13 protein-coding genes are annotated in these 15009 nt (G+C 39.5%); 2 read left to right on the forward strand and 11 right to left on the reverse strand.

Features of this window, described 5'->3' with window-relative positions; translation table 11 throughout:
* Positions 1-17: 17 nt before the first annotated feature.
* Positions 18-1184 (reverse strand): glutathionylspermidine synthase family protein, encoded by a 1167-nt coding sequence (locus tag L2567_RS17775; RefSeq protein ID WP_235299166.1) that lies wholly within the window; start codon positions 1182-1184, stop codon positions 18-20.
* A complete protein-coding gene (locus L2567_RS17780; protein ID WP_235299167.1) occupies positions 1174-1767 on the reverse strand; it encodes a hypothetical protein in 594 nt (197 codons plus the stop codon). Before L2567_RS17780 ends, L2567_RS17775 begins: the two co-directional genes overlap by 11 nt.
* A gap of 59 nt (positions 1768-1826) precedes the next feature.
* Here L2567_RS17780 and L2567_RS17785 point away from each other — a divergent pair, with 59 nt between their 5' ends.
* Complete coding sequence (locus tag L2567_RS17785) at positions 1827-3371, forward strand: polyamine aminopropyltransferase (protein ID WP_235299168.1); 1545 nt, start codon at positions 1827-1829, stop codon at positions 3369-3371.
* Between the two features lie 3 nt (positions 3372-3374).
* On the opposite strand, the gene L2567_RS17790 is transcribed toward L2567_RS17785, so the two are convergent.
* The 7 genes from L2567_RS17790 to L2567_RS17820 form a co-directional block, all read right to left on the reverse strand.
* Entirely contained in the window at positions 3375-3725 is a 351-nt protein-coding gene (locus tag L2567_RS17790) for a hypothetical protein (RefSeq protein WP_235299169.1), read from the reverse strand.
* Positions 3726-4112 (reverse strand): hypothetical protein, encoded by a 387-nt coding sequence (locus tag L2567_RS17795; protein ID WP_235299170.1) that lies wholly within the window; start codon positions 4110-4112, stop codon positions 3726-3728.
* Positions 4113-4211: 99 nt separating this feature from the next.
* Positions 4212-4556 carry a hypothetical protein gene (locus tag L2567_RS17800; protein WP_235299171.1) on the reverse strand — a complete coding sequence of 115 codons (345 nt, stop codon included), beginning with the start codon at positions 4554-4556 and terminating at the stop codon, positions 4212-4214.
* A gap of 33 nt (positions 4557-4589) precedes the next feature.
* Positions 4590-5549: a glycosyltransferase family 2 protein gene (locus tag L2567_RS17805; RefSeq protein ID WP_235299172.1), complete on the reverse strand. Its 960-nt coding sequence runs from the start codon at positions 5547-5549 to the stop codon at positions 4590-4592.
* Entirely contained in the window at positions 5536-6057 is a 522-nt protein-coding gene (locus L2567_RS17810) for a DUF4199 domain-containing protein (protein ID WP_235299173.1), read from the reverse strand. The genes L2567_RS17805 and L2567_RS17810 overlap by 14 nt, the downstream gene beginning before the upstream one ends.
* Positions 6050-7300, reverse strand: a complete 1251-nt coding sequence (locus L2567_RS17815) for a dihydroorotase (protein WP_235299174.1) — start codon at positions 7298-7300, stop codon at positions 6050-6052. Before L2567_RS17815 ends, L2567_RS17810 begins: the two co-directional genes overlap by 8 nt.
* A 61-nt stretch (positions 7301-7361) precedes the next feature.
* Positions 7362-9386 carry a BatA domain-containing protein gene (locus L2567_RS17820; protein ID WP_235299175.1) on the reverse strand — a complete coding sequence of 675 codons (2025 nt, stop codon included), beginning with the start codon at positions 9384-9386 and terminating at the stop codon, positions 7362-7364.
* A 110-nt stretch (positions 9387-9496) separates the two neighbouring features.
* On the opposite strand from L2567_RS17820, the gene L2567_RS17825 reads away from it, so the two are divergent.
* Complete coding sequence (locus tag L2567_RS17825) at positions 9497-12787, forward strand: WD40/YVTN/BNR-like repeat-containing protein (protein ID WP_235299176.1); 3291 nt, start codon at positions 9497-9499, stop codon at positions 12785-12787.
* Here the strand turns inward: L2567_RS17825 and L2567_RS17830 are convergent.
* Positions 12744-14327 (reverse strand): aminotransferase class V-fold PLP-dependent enzyme, encoded by a 1584-nt coding sequence (locus tag L2567_RS17830; RefSeq protein ID WP_235299177.1) that lies wholly within the window; start codon positions 14325-14327, stop codon positions 12744-12746. The two genes, L2567_RS17825 and L2567_RS17830, sit on opposite strands and share 44 nt — an antisense overlap.
* A 91-nt stretch (positions 14328-14418) precedes the next feature.
* Complete coding sequence (locus tag L2567_RS17835; RefSeq protein WP_235299178.1) at positions 14419-14928, reverse strand: DinB family protein; 510 nt, start codon at positions 14926-14928, stop codon at positions 14419-14421.
* Between the last annotated feature and the right edge of the window lie 81 nt (positions 14929-15009).

Here is a 15009-nt window from a genome sequence, read left to right on the forward strand (position 1 = left end):
TGATAATTATTTCTTTCTCACTGTTCGATCAGGTGTGGTATAAACTCAGCATCATCGTCTATTATCAAATGATCACAACGCCTGAAAGAGATGGCAGCTGCTCTTCCATTGACAACAAAAATCCCTGGCTGATAGTAGTCTCCATCGTCATCCTGATACAAAGGACTGAATGCCTGATAGATTTTGTCAAAATTCCCGAAATCTCCATCATTTGATGCTACTTTGCCCCCAAACTTATCTACTACCTTAACATTTTCCCCAAGTCTGCCAAAAACCACTTTTTCCACGTAGGCCTCCTCTTTAAAATCTTCCTGACGAAAACTGCTTTTAGCTATAAATTCTTCTTTAAAATGAGCACTTATGTAGGGCAAGACAGCTTTAGACTGCATCAATGCTGAATATGCGGGATTCATGATATATAGCAGGTCGTCCATTTGAAGACCATGTAAGATTTCCATAAGATCTGGTTCTTCATACATGATGAATTCCCAGGGAACCAACTTAAACATGTAGTCATACCTCATATCGGAGCCGTCCTCAAAATCCAAATAGATACCATCTTCTTCAAAAACTACATTTTCGAGATCTGAATATTGGGCTTCAAATCCCGCCTCTTCAGCGATGTCTACTATCACTTTAGCGTTCAGGACATCTTCTTCGTAGCCTAGAGAGCATACCAACATGGTCGGAGTACGATGTGGATTGTTTTGGAGCACCTGCTTAAAAGCTTCCAGTAGTTCGATTCTCAGCCTATTAAATTGTGCGAATGAGGATCTGCGAATTTCATCTTTGAAAAGTGGTTGAAAATGAATGGTTTCAGGAAGCATCGTGGGAGTATCAGCATTCAATTCATATATCTTTGAGGGCATGCCCATGATCCCACCTGATACATCAAATCTAGCCAGGAGATGAATGTCACCACGGTCCCAGGAATGCTGAATCATTTCTCGCATAGCAATAGGAAAGGGAAACTTGTCCCAGTCGGCCAGGTCGATAATTCGCCTAGTAGTTTCATGAAATAAGTCGATGGCTTCTTCGGCTATCCTGATGTACTCATCTGCCTCTTCGGGAGTTAAGGTGATAGCGTCGGATACCAGATACTCCTGACCAAGATACCACTCAAAACCACCATCACGAATACCTCTTTCGGGAATTCGTTTGAGGTCAAATATTCTATCCGCCATAAGATCTTGTTGATCGACCAGAGCCGTAACCTGAGCGACCAGTCGATGATGGCCTTGGACTACGTACCGTACGGCGTGTAGCTGTGTTCGTCATTCTCGTGCGTCCAGTCTGAGATCTGTTATAAGCATCGGTTGAAGCATAGGCACTACGATTGATTCCAGTACCCATTGGCCTGCCTAACCAATAGCCAAGCAAACCATAATGAATAGCTGTGCTGATACCACTCCTTCTTCTGTACTCTTTGTTTTCACTCTGAATGGTAGTATCTACCACAGCGATTTGCTGCAGTGTGAAAGTATCCTTAGCGCCATCCAGATAGGTGGCAATGATTCTAGAATCCTCCTTAGCCGTAACTACTTCTTCATTTGTTATTTTAAAGACTTCAGGTTCTACCTCCTTTAATTGGGTGATGACTCCTTCAGTAGGCTCCTGTACTGTAGACTCTATGTATACAGTATCTCCTTCATTAGGCTTACCTGACTCATCGTTGTTCTTTTTACCGACCATGTAAAAAACAAGTACGGCTATGCCGATGAGATACCATTTATATTGTCCGAAAAAACTCTGCTGACGTTGTTCCATTCTTTATTTTTTTGTAAAACTAATTATAATACCTTTGTTTTCTAAATTTACATCTGTTTTTGCCAAGTATCAAATCACAGAAACGATTCCTCTTATTTTCTACTTTGATTGTCGGAATGTGTTCCATCATCTATGAGTTGTTGATAAGCACAGTATCATCCTATTTCCTGGGCGACAGTGTTCGGCAATTTTCCATCATTATTGGATTCTACCTGGCTGCCATGGGTTTTGGTAGTTGGTTGTCCCGGTTTTTTACGAGAAACCTGATGTTTTCATTTATCTGGATCGAATTAACTCTAGGAATTATTGGTGCTTTTTCAGTGCCGTTATGCTATCTCTACTTTTCATTTGCCGACTATACAGGTTTTAACATATTTGTTCTGGGTTTGGTTTTCATCATTGGGACTTTAACAGGTCTTGAGGTTCCTATTTTAACGAGATTGTTGCAGCGGGACCAACTTGAATCTCAAGAACTCTCGGATGTATTGACGCTTGATTACCTGGGCGCGTTAGTGGCTACTCTTATCTTTCCCTTTATTCTCATTCCCTTTATGGGCGTTTATAAATCCTCTTTACTGTTTGGTTTTCTCAATGTTTCTATTGGCCTTTCTAATTTTGTATTTTTTAGGTCAATGGTGCCCGGTGGGAAGCATCGAGATGTCATATTATGGATCGTCAGTCTGGCATTTATCGCTTTAATTGCATTTGCAAGTTTTCGGGCCAATGAGTTTATTGAGCACTGGAACAGTACTGTCTTTAAGCATCCGGTCGTATACAATGAAGCAACGTCCTACCAAAATGTGGTTCTCACAGATAATGGTGAAGAATTTAGACTCTATCTGAACTCCGCCATTCAGTTTTCGTCAAGAGATGAATACAGGTACCATGAAGCATTGGTGCACGTTGGTGCTATGCAGATTACTCAAGTTCGTCAAGTGGCCATATTAGGAGGTGGGGAAGGATTGGCCTTACGAGAAGTGCTCAAATATCCTGAACTGGAAAGTGTAGTTGTAGTAGAATTAGATCCGGAAATAGTACGGATATCCAAGGAGTTTGTGAACATCCGAACCCTGAATGAAGATGCTTTTAGCGATGATCGGGTGAAAGTGGTTAATGAAGATGCCTTTGTTTGGTTAATGGAAAACAAGACTAAATTCGATCTTATCATTGCAGATTTGCCAGACCCAACCACTGAAAGCTTAAGCCGACTATATTCCATTTCATTCTATCACCTTGTCCAGAATGCTTTAAACTCAAATGGATTATTTGTCACACAGGCTACCAGTCCGGAATTAAGTCCAAATGCATTCAAATCCATAGAAATAACATTAGAAGAGGCTGGCTTCAAGTATGTTTATCCATATAGCATCAATGTTCCTTCCTTCGGAAATTGGGGATTTCTTTTGGCTTCCATGGAGCCTTTAGCATTTAATATGAGAGGCGAATTGGATCTTAAATTTATAGAGGATGAAAGCTTTCAACACATCTTTTACTTCCCACCGGATTTGCTCACAGGTGATGTTGAACCTAATCGACTGGATCAACCTGTATTAATAGAGTACTATCTTAATCACTGGCGAGATTTGAATACAGAGAAAAAATAATAACTAAGGACATGGTTGTTGTGATAAATTCAGTAGATTTAGACTGTTCAGATCAATAAATTCGTTTTCTAAGACAACCTCAAACCGATCAGTAGTAGGGCATCCACAAGCATAACAAGTCGAGGATCTAAATCCCTGAATGAGTGTTACTGATTGAATGCCCATGCCTTTGGATTCCAGAAACGCTTTCATTTTCATTTCTTGGTCTATGGGCAGATCGCTTTCTGGTATGTGATTCGACCATTCATCCAAGCCACATGACCTCCGGTCAAAAGAAGCACACAAGTGCTCTTTTTCTGATAGACTGCAAGAGCCCATAAACACTAAAATGAAAAAGGCTATGAAATATCTCACTTAGAGGTTATTACAAGCTGCTTCTTCGAAGTTAAGTAATTCTAACTCTTCCAGGATATTGACATCTTCTTCGTCCACTATCTGAATAAAGAACCGATCGCCCTGAGGACAAACTACACATGCCTCACAAACAAATTCATGGAAATTCTGTACCAAAGTTATGTCTTCGATATCTATGCCTTTATCTTCCAGATAGGCTTTCATCTTGGTTTCCTGGTCATCAGCAGAATCACCTAGTGGCACGATATCTGACCATTCGTCTCCATCACATTGTCTTCTATCAAATTCATAGCAGAGATCGTTATCGTGATGATCTCGAAGGCAATCACACTGAACGAAAATATTGCTTATTAAGAAAAGGGCTACTATTAAAAAAGTGTTTTTCATAATCTTACATTTTACTACATAGACGGAGATAAAGACAAAAACGTTTGATGAGAATGTAAAATTTTTAGGTTTTTCTATGTAAAATCTTATAGCACTGAATTAATCACAATTGTAGTAGCTGAGTTCTAATAAATCCAAATTTAAGAGTCGCTCTAAATTCTCTTCATCTAATTTCATCTGTATAAGATGGTTTCCAACACAAGTGTGGCACCCTCTGCATCCTCCACCGGAATCCTCGAAAGTCAATTCTTCAAAATCAATATTGATATTTCTAAGAAAGAACCCCATTTTAGCGATTTTCTCATCCTCTGTATCGCCCTTCTGATAGTTTTCTGCCCATGGATCGGTATCACACTCCCTCGAATAAAACTGAATGCAATGAAACTTCTTCTTAGAGCACGCGATCGATCCTGCTATGACTAAAAATAGAATTAACTTTTTCATGTTGACGTAAATGGTGAACTACAAACTTTTTATTTAGATCCTGCTTTCTACCTTGTACTGACTTCGTCTGGGGTTGTTTTGATTGATCAGTTCGGCCAAAAATCCAACCAGAAAGAGCATGGTTCCCAAGATAATAATCGTGAGCGCTATATAAAAATAGGGATTGTCTGTTACCAGAGTGGTTTGCATCTGATTACTAAGTCGGTAGATTTTAACACCACCGATGTATAAAGCAACCACAAAGCCCATAAAGAATAAAAAAGTACCCAGTAAGCCAAAAAAATGCATTGGTGCTTTACCAAATCGACCAATAAATGAGATGGATATAATGTCTAAGAATCCATTGATTGCCCGTTTTAAACCAGTAAACTTGCTGGATCCATACTTTCTGGCTTGGTGCTGGACCACTTTTTCTCCAATCTTTGTAAATCCTTCCCACTTTGCGATAACCGGTATATATCGATGCATTTCACCATAAACTTCGATATTTTTCACTACTTCATTTTTATAAGCTTTCAGACCACAATTAAAATCGTGGAGTTTTATACCACTCATACGACGGGTGAAAGCATTAAAAAATTTGGAGGGAACAGTCTTAGAAATAGGGTCATGTCTTTTCTTCTTCCATCCTGATACCAGATCATAATTATCTTCCATAACCATTCTGTATAACTCGGGAATCTCTTCAGGGCTGTCTTGAAGATCGGCGTCCATAGTAATCACTATATCACCTGTTGCTGCTTCAAATCCAACATTCAGCGCAGCTGATTTTCCATAATTTCGTCGAAACTTAATCCCCCTTACATTGGAGTCTTTTTCCTTTATATCCAGTATGACCTCCCATGACTTATCAGTACTGCCATCATCCACTAAGATAATTTCATAACTGAATGCTTTTTCCTCACAGACTCTTTTGATCCAGGAACATAATTCAGGAAGACTCTCTTCTTCATTCAAAAGGGGTACTACTATGGATATATCAACTCTGTCCACCAGCTGGATTTTTTCTTTTAATAATTAGTGAAATTAGCGCAGCAATAATGAAGCCTAAGATAAAGTTTTTTGACAACCCCATCAGCAACCCTTTAATAGTAGGCTGCATCTCTTTCACGTCCATAGCTTTCATGTCTGCCAAATTCTCCTCAGATAAATTAATTAGTCCGGACATCGACTCCAGTGATTCCACAGCGATTTTCTTCTGGACTTCCAGCAATTCCACATCCGAAGACATTAAAATGAACTGGAATATGCTAAAAATGATGACACCTACTACCAAAGTGAGGAAGGTCGGCTGTATGATTTCACTGAAATTGGCAAAACCACCCAATTCTTTTCTTTTTTCTAGTCCAGCCTTAACCATAAAGGATATAGGGATGGCAAGACTTAATAGCAACCTTAAAGTGGGGCTTAAAAATAATGGTTTGTCAATGAGGTAGAGCACGACACCCACTGCAACTGCCACACCTCCAAAAAGTAAACCATTGACAACACCTCTATTCATTGGGCACAAACTTCTTATTGTTAATGACCCCAAGAACCTTACCTAGAAAGGATCTATTTAAAAATGGGCTGTTTTTGGATTTCGATTTCACCTCATCATATGTCCAATCTATACCTGGATCGAACATGCAAAGATTAGCTACTGCGCCTTCTTTAATCTCAGGAATGTCCAGATTCAGAATTTTACGGGGACCGTGGGCAAATTTTTCGATCATCTTACCGATTTCCAACAAGTCCTTTAATTCAGAAAGTATAGCAGGAAATGCAGTTTCAATACCTATTGCTCCAAAATCTGCGAATGCAAATGATTTTTTCTTTAATTCTTCCTCAAGTGGTTGATGACCAGATGTAATGGCATCTATTTCGTCATTAATCAATGCTTTTACTAAAGCTCTTCGATCCTTTTCTTCTCTAAGTGGCGGTTTGACTTTCAAATTCACATTGAATTCTTCCAGGTCTTCATCAGTATATAAGAGGTTTAAATAACCAACAGTAGCGGAAACCTGAGGTGCTTTCTTAAGAATGTTGATGGCTGACTTCGTCGAAATGTTGTAGGCGCATAGTACACCTTCGGCATATTCTGAAAGTGTAATGTCCCTTTGGAGTCCTAAAAGTTCAGCCATTTCCGGCAGACCCTCCAGGCCAAGACTTACACTAACTTCGCCTTCGTGAACTTGGCCAGTTTCAGAAATACTGACCATGTCAGGGTGATTGATAATGACCCCTCCGCTTGCTTTTGTATACTGAAGTGCTCGCAACATAAGGCCTGCATTGGCAATGGTTTGAATACCATCTGAAAATGCAACCGCTCCATGTTGTACCATGTCGATGAATTCGGTGATATCTTCTCCCTTAGCATTTTTACTGATGGCTCCGATTGGATAAAAATCAACTACACGCTCAGCGGTGTTATTGATAATAAATTTTATTTCAGATTTCGATTGAATAACTGGATTGGTGTTAGGGAAAGGAGCAATTCCTGTATATCCACCGGCACATGCGGCCCTGGTTATGGATTCTAAATCTTCACGGTGTTCCAATCCAGGCTCACCTACAATTGTTCCGATATCGAAAAATCCTATCGAAACATGCAGATCATCTGATTCGAGGACTTGGTGTCCATTTATATCAATGTTTTCAGCGATTCTCTCAATGATGCCATTTTTAATTTCAATGTCAAATCTCTTTTTCTCTTTGTTCCATGAGGGATCCACAATCTTCGCCCTTCTGAGAATCAGCTTCATTATCTTTTAATTGTAAGATTATTTGGGGCGAAATTACATAAATTTTATCTGATAGGAGTAATTATGAATTCCGGAAGCGTAAAAGCAATTGTTCTATCGCAAGAAATACTAAGGCAAGAATTATACACCACTTCCAAAGTACTATACCCTGATCCTTTTCTTCAATGATTTGTGTAAAATTGCTTTGTAGTTGATTGGAGAAAATATTGACTTCTCCACCAAAAAGTGTGGTAAGATCTGAAGTATTGTAGTAGTCTAGTTCAGATTCCAATTTGTTATAATTAAAGGCAACTTTACGTATCACATCATCACCTAAGACGATATCGTAAATGCCAGATTCGGTAATATTGTCTCCCATATTCAATAATACCTGACTTCCGGTGGTGACTTGAGAAGGAATAAATTCTTGTTCACCTATAACCCGATAGACAATATCAGCGTTTGATTTTTCATTTTCTATTTCTACTATGCGATTACTTCCAATGGTGTAAGCAATAGCTCCACTGTTGCCAGAGGAAATGGCCATTTTGAAAACCATCGGAACAAATATTTCAGCATTTTGGACCAAATCGTTTACTTCTGTACTTAAAGGGGCTGCACAAATATATATGTGGCCTGAACCAGAAGTGTACTTGCCCAGATAAGTCGAACCATCTCTGTAAGTTAAAATGGCTTCCTCACCTCGTGATTGAAAATTATTTAATTTATAAGATCCTGAAACCGAGGGCAATTTGATATTTCTACGCTGACTTTCAAATACATCCTGGAAAATAAATTCATCCGTATTCAAGTTGCCTACTGACTTATTAACTTCTTGAAAGTCCTGTAGGCCATTGGCATTAATCTGTCCTAAAAATGAATTGTAATTTGCGATATCAATGTTTCTACCTGGAAAAATCAAAACATTTCCACCATTGCCAACATAGTCATCGATGGCGGCACTAAGACCAGAACTGACTCTGTTAAGATCATTTAAAATAATGAGCTCGTAATTGTCAAATTCGGAGTAGGCCACATTGCTTGCAGATTGGTTTTCTGACTGAATGAACTGGATACCTTGGAAAAGCGCTTCTAAAAAGCGGTTTGTCGCACCCTCATTAATGGTTAAGACACGAATGTTTTGCTTAACCTCAAAAGCTATCTTATAATTATCATCAAAGACGATAGGGTAATCTTCAATATTGATTTCAGCGGTATTCCACCCAGAAGTAGTCAAAGTAAGATTCGCTGTGTCCAGAATACTGGATCTTGCCTTGATGGACTTGAGCCCTAGCGGCTTGGTTTGATTATCATTATTTACACTTAATCTAATCCCCTCTCTATCTTCGTCACTATGGTTGGTCAATTTGATGACCAATTGATTACTTTGATTAATCATAGGCACTTTGGTGGCGAACCAAGCACTATCGATGGATATATTGATGTCCTGAACAGACTGAAGTGGTATGAAATTCATCTGTTCTGTTGAATCTTGCATTTCAAACTGCTCAGTGACATTTTTCTGAAAATCGGAAATTTGATAAAATATTTTACTGTCAAATGGTTCTTGATTCAATGCTTGCCTTTGACGATTAAAAACCTGAGATAAGGCATAAACCTCGGGGCGTTCCTGTACTTCATCGATTTGTGCCAATGCTTCCTCTTTAATAAGCAATCGCTGTTGTGCAGCTGAAAAATCATTGCTCAAAATTTGAAAACGCTCATCCTCTCCATAGGCAGCAATGATTTCTTGTGCTTTCTGCTTTGCCTTATTCAATAAACTGACGTCATTAGATAGCGCTGACATGGAAAAAGAATTATCGATGTATATGCTAACCGCTCGCTTTCCCTGCAGTCTTTGGTCTTCAGATGGAAAAAACGGCTGCGCAAAGGCCAAGATCAGAAAAGCCAAGGCCAGTAATCTTGTTAATAATATTAAAAGATTTTTGAGCTTATTTCGTGAACTGGTCTCTTCTTTAACCTCTTTAAGAAACCGAACGTTCGTAAAATATACTTTCTTAAATCGTCGGAAATAAAATAGGTGAATGATTATTGGTACTGCCAATAACATAAGAGCCCACAAAAAGCCTGGAAACACAAATTGCATAAGCGGCAAAAATAGAATATTAAATTACTAGAATAAACAATAGTTATCAATTATTATATTAAAAGACCTAAATCGCTATTTTCGCGATCAGAAACTCAAAAATTGCAAACATGTTTAGAAATAATATTCTCACGATAATCATCTTATTCATTTGTTCCATCAGCTTTGGTCAAAAAATAGACATGGAACAGTTGGAAGGCTTAAGTCTCCGTAATATAGGGCCTGCAGGCATGAGTGGTCGAGTTACGGCCATTGATGTGGATTTATCAAATACTGACAGAATTTATATTGGGACAGCATCCGGAGGAGTTTGGCTTTCAGAAAATGGCGGCGTCAGCTGGAAACCGATTTTCGACGAAGAGGAAACGCTTTCTATAGGTGCAATAGAAATAAACCAGCAAAACCCTAGTGAAATCTGGGTAGGAACTGGAGAAGGTAATCCACGTAATTCTCACAATAGTGGTCGAGGTTTATACAAGACAAATGATGGCGGGAAAACCTGGAAACTCGTAGGATTAGAAAAAACGATTTTAATTCATAGAATCATCGTTCACCGGGACGACCCGAACACTGTTTTTGTGGGAGCTTTGGGATCCGCCTGGGGGCCTTCTGAAGAAAGAGGTGTATTCAAAACCACTGATGGAGGAAAGACCTGGGATAAAGTGTTATATGTTGACGATGAAGTTGGAGTTGGTGACATGGTGGCGGACCCGAATAACCCCAATAAAATACTGGTAGGGATGTGGGAATTTGGTAGAAAACCGTGGACCTTTAATTCAGGTGGAGAAGGATCAGGTTTATATATCACTGACGATGCTGGTGAGAATTGGAAAGAAATTACGGCTGAGGATGGCTTGCCGAAGGGAAATTTAGGAAGAATAGGACTGGCCTTCGCTACGAATAAAAGTAATATCGTTTATGCATTAGTAGAAGCCAAGGTCAATGGACTTTATAAATCAACGGATGGAGGTTATAATTGGACATTGGTCTCTGATAAAAACATTGGCGGCAGACCCTTTTACTATGCAGAGCTTTATGTAGATCCGTCGAATGAAAACAGGATATATAATCTTCATACCTACGTAACTAAGAGTGATGACGGGGGAAAAACATTTAGAAGTATTGCTGACTATGGCAATGGAGTGCATCCGGATCATCATGCGTTTTGGATAAATCCTTATGATCCCGATCATATTATTGATGGAAATGATGGAGGATTAAATATTTCCCATGATGGTGGAGAAACCTGGAGATTTGCTACCAATATACCCGTTGGTCAATTCTATCATGTCAACGTGGATGGCGATTTTCCATATAATGTCTATGGAGGTATGCAGGACAATGGCTCATGGGCTGGACCTGCTTATGTTTTGAAAAGTGGGGGAATCAGAAATCATGATTGGCAGGAGTTATACTTCGGTGATGGTTTTGACGTTGCAGCTAAGCCTGGTGACAGTCGATATGGATATGCGATGTCACAAGGTGGGAATGTGGGATTCTATGATCGCAAAACGGGAAGAACTGCATTTATCAAGCCTGTTCATCCGGATGCTGAGTATTTAAGATTTAATTGGAATGCTGCGCTTGCACTGGAGCCTGGCAATCCTGAAGGCTTATATTTTGGGTCACAATTTGTTCACTACTCTTCGGATGAAGGAAAAACATGGACCATCATTTCTCCTGATTTAACAACGAATGATCCAGAAAAACAAAAGCAATTGGAGTCTGGTGGTTTGACTATTGATGCTACACAGGCAGAAAACTACACCACAATCATTTCCATAGCTCCGAGTCCCGTAGATGGAGAAGTCATATGGGCAGGAACGGATGATGGCAATCTTCAATTGACCAGGGATGGGGGAGAGAGTTGGACCAATTTGAGTCCTACAATACCTGGATTTCCTAAGGGAGCCTGGATTCCGAAGTTGGAAGTTTCTCCTACAAATGCAGGGGAGGTATTTGTGGTGGTCAATGATTTCAGGCGTAATAATTGGGAACCGTATCTGTTTCATACGAAGGATTTTGGTGCAACATGGACGAGATTGGTTGACAAGAATGATGTTGCAAGCTTCACGGTTGCCTTCATTCAAGATGACGAAGAACCCAACCTGATGTTTTTAGGAACAGATGACGGACTCTATGTTTCATTTGATTATGGTGCCAACTGGAATAAGTGGAATAAGGACTTTCCAAGTGTACAAATCAGAGATTTTGCTATTCAGAATCGGGAGGCAGATTTAGCCATAGCAACTTTTGGCAGAGCCTTTTGGATATTGGATGATATTAGACCACTTAGAGCCATAGCATCTACTCAAGGCAAGGTGCTTGAACAGGAATTTGCTGTCTTTGACCCACCTACTGCTTATCAGTCGAGCTCAAGGTCTTATGATGGTATAAGATTCACGGCGCAAGGCGAATTTATAGGTGATAATAGGGGAACCAATGGCAAAGTGGCTGTCTGGAAAAAGAAATCGGAAGACGATGTGGAGGTTGAAGAGGTCGATAAAGAAGAGGTCGATAAAGAAGAGGGGCAGGATCAGCCAATGAAAAAACGAAAAAAGAAGAAAAAGAAAGATGCGGACACAGATGATGAGGTAAAGAAAGAAGAAAAGGAGGAGCAAAAGTCCGAGAAAAAAGCGAAAAAGAATGATAAGGCGATGATGTATGTGATCGATAATAAGGGAGACACTATTCGTACGAGAAGCAGCAAATTAGAGGATGGAATTAACTTCATCAGTTGGAATCTGGACCAAAAAGGTGTGGATTATCCGAGTTTAAGTGATAGAAGGGGAGATGAAGACAGGGAACCAGGAGGTGTAGATGCGCTTCCGGGCACTTATAAAATTGTGGTAGCTTACGGCGACTACAAGGATTCTACTGTGATTGCAGTTAAAACAGACCCAAGAGTTGAAGTTGTAGCGTCTGAAATGATTGCAAAGAATGAAATGATCAGGGACTATGAAAAGATCATTGTTGCTACTAAAAAGTCCATTGATCAATTAAAAGATGCAAAGAAAAAGGTCAAGTTGATCGGTGACATGACTGCTGTACTTACTGACAGTGTAAAGGTAGAAGTTGAAGCATTGAACGATAAAATGATAGAAGAGATTGATTCTATAATAAATGTCTTTACCGAAGTAGAGGAGGTTAAAGGAATTGTTCGAGATCCGGCCAAATATTCATCTATCATCAGGACGCCGAGTCGTTATCTTTATTCAGCTTGGGGAGTCCCAGGTGAGAATGCTGAAAATACGGTAATCATTGCAAGAGAGAAAGCGCAAGATCTGATCAATGGTACCAATTCGTTTTTTTCAGACACATGGAGCGACTACATGGGTAAGATCAATGCCATCGATTTTAGTTGGTTTGAGGAGATGGAGAAGGTTGAGATTGAGCGGTAGTTTGAAATAATTGCTCAATAACTTCTGCCTCATGGCTGGACTTGTTATTACCGATGTAGAGAAATTCATTTTTACTGGGTTGGTAAGTATAATCTTTTGACCAGGAGGCAGCATTTTCTGAAACTTGCTTGATCGCGTCCAGAATATAAGCGGCTTCCTTGTTGGTCATGGTAGGGTGTATGGATAACCTGACCCATCCCGGTTTGTTAAGAGAGTCCCCTTTCAAAATTTGCGCTCTTAGCGAATAAGCATTTTCCTGATTGATTTCCAGCAAGTAATGCCCGTAGGTACCTGCACATGCGCAGCCTCCTCGGACTTGAATACCAAAAAAGTCGTTTAGCAGCCTGACATATAGATTGTAATGGACAAATTTATGAACAAAAGAGATGACACCAAGTCTTTTTTTGTGCTGTCCCGCTAATATTGAAATATTGTCAATCCTATTCAATCCATCAAAAAAGTAGTCTAATAATTCATGTTCCCTTGCTTGTATTTTATCCGGGTCCATTTGATCTTTCAGTTGGATGGCTAATGCAGCTCTAATTCCCTGCATAAAGGGTGGCGTGCCTCCATCTTCCCGGGCTTCAATATCATCTATATAGTCATGCATGGTCCAGGGACTGGTGTAGACTACCGTACCTCCTCCCGGATTATCTGGTGATTTATTCGAATAAAGTTTGGAATTAAAGACAACGATTCCAGGAGTACCAGGTCCGCCTAAAAACTTATGAGGAGAAAAGAAAACTGCATCAAGGGCTTGTTTAGGATTTTTCGGATGCATGTCAATTTTCACATATGGTGCTGAACATGCGAAGTCTACAAAACAGAAACCATTGTGGTTATGAATCATTTCTGCCATCTCGTAATAGGGCGGAATGATGCCAGTGACATTTGAGGCCGCCGTAACGGAAGCAATCTTCCAAGTCCTATCTTTATATTTTTCCAGTAATTCTGAGAAATGGTTAAGATCCACCAGTCCATTTTCGTCAGAAGCAATCACTTCGAGATCGACAATGGTTTCTAGCCAACAAGTGTGATTAGAATGGTGTTCCATGTGGGTAATAAAAACAACAGGTTTTGCATTTTTCTTGAATGAAAGGCCGGCTTGAGGTAAATCAGCTTTTCTACCTAGCAATTTATCCAACCATCCCTGTTGACTTGTGCTTTCTAAGTAGGCATTGGTTCTATCAAAGACCTTAAGACCCATTATTCTTTGCAATTTATTTATAGCACCAGTCATCCCTGATCCAACAAAAAGTATGACATCCTTTTCATCAGCATTTACATGATTTTTAATGATCTGTTTAGATTGGTGATAAGCATTGGTCATGACTGTCCCTGTATAGCTGGTCTCAGTATGGGTATTAGCAACTATAGGAGAGAGCAACTTATTCACCTTTTCTTCAATTTCATCATACATTCTGCCGCTTGCGATCCAATCGGCATAGACGAGAGGTTTGCGACCCTGAGGGGTTGAGATCTGGTGATCAATGCCTGTGATTTGAGATCTGAATTTATTAAAATATTGCTCTAAAGACATGAGACGGTTTTATAATAGCAAATATAGCAAATTACCAACTTTATCACTTATGGGGTTGAATGTTAACGGTATAGGAGCACAAACTTATGATTTACCACCCACGATATTTAGGTGCCTCTACATTATTGATTCTCATGTATACTAAAATCTGGCCACGGTGGTGGGTCATATGGTCGGTCATTAGCATCATGATTTGTTGAATTTCCATAGGTCCAGCAAAGAAATCTACCGTTTCAGACATTCTATTCTCAGGAAAATCCTGTACAGCTTCTGTACTTAAAATGAAAGTACTTTGAAGAATTTCTATTACGGCGGCTTTTGACAATGTGCTGTCTTTTAAATCAAAGTTGTGCCTTGTACCCTCTAAGTAATCTGTACTAAGCCACATCATATTGCGAACCATGTGTAATAGTTGCTCTTTAAAGGTCATGGCTTCCGGGGTAGGTTTAAAGTCGTAAAGTTCTTCAGGCATGGCTTCTGCACATTCAATGGTATATTTTGCAGCGTTGGCCCATTTTTTCAAGAAATTAGATTTATAGTCAGCTTGTGCAGTGAGCATACAAGTGGAAAATATTAAAATTGTAATTAGAATAGATTTCATTTTGAAAACGAATTTGAGCTCGCAAAACTACAATAATTATTGATCTCCTTACATTAATTAATATATTTGCAACTTCAATAA

Source organism: Portibacter marinus, assembly GCF_021533195.1.
GTDB lineage: Bacteria > Bacteroidota > Bacteroidia > Chitinophagales > Saprospiraceae > Portibacter > Portibacter marinus.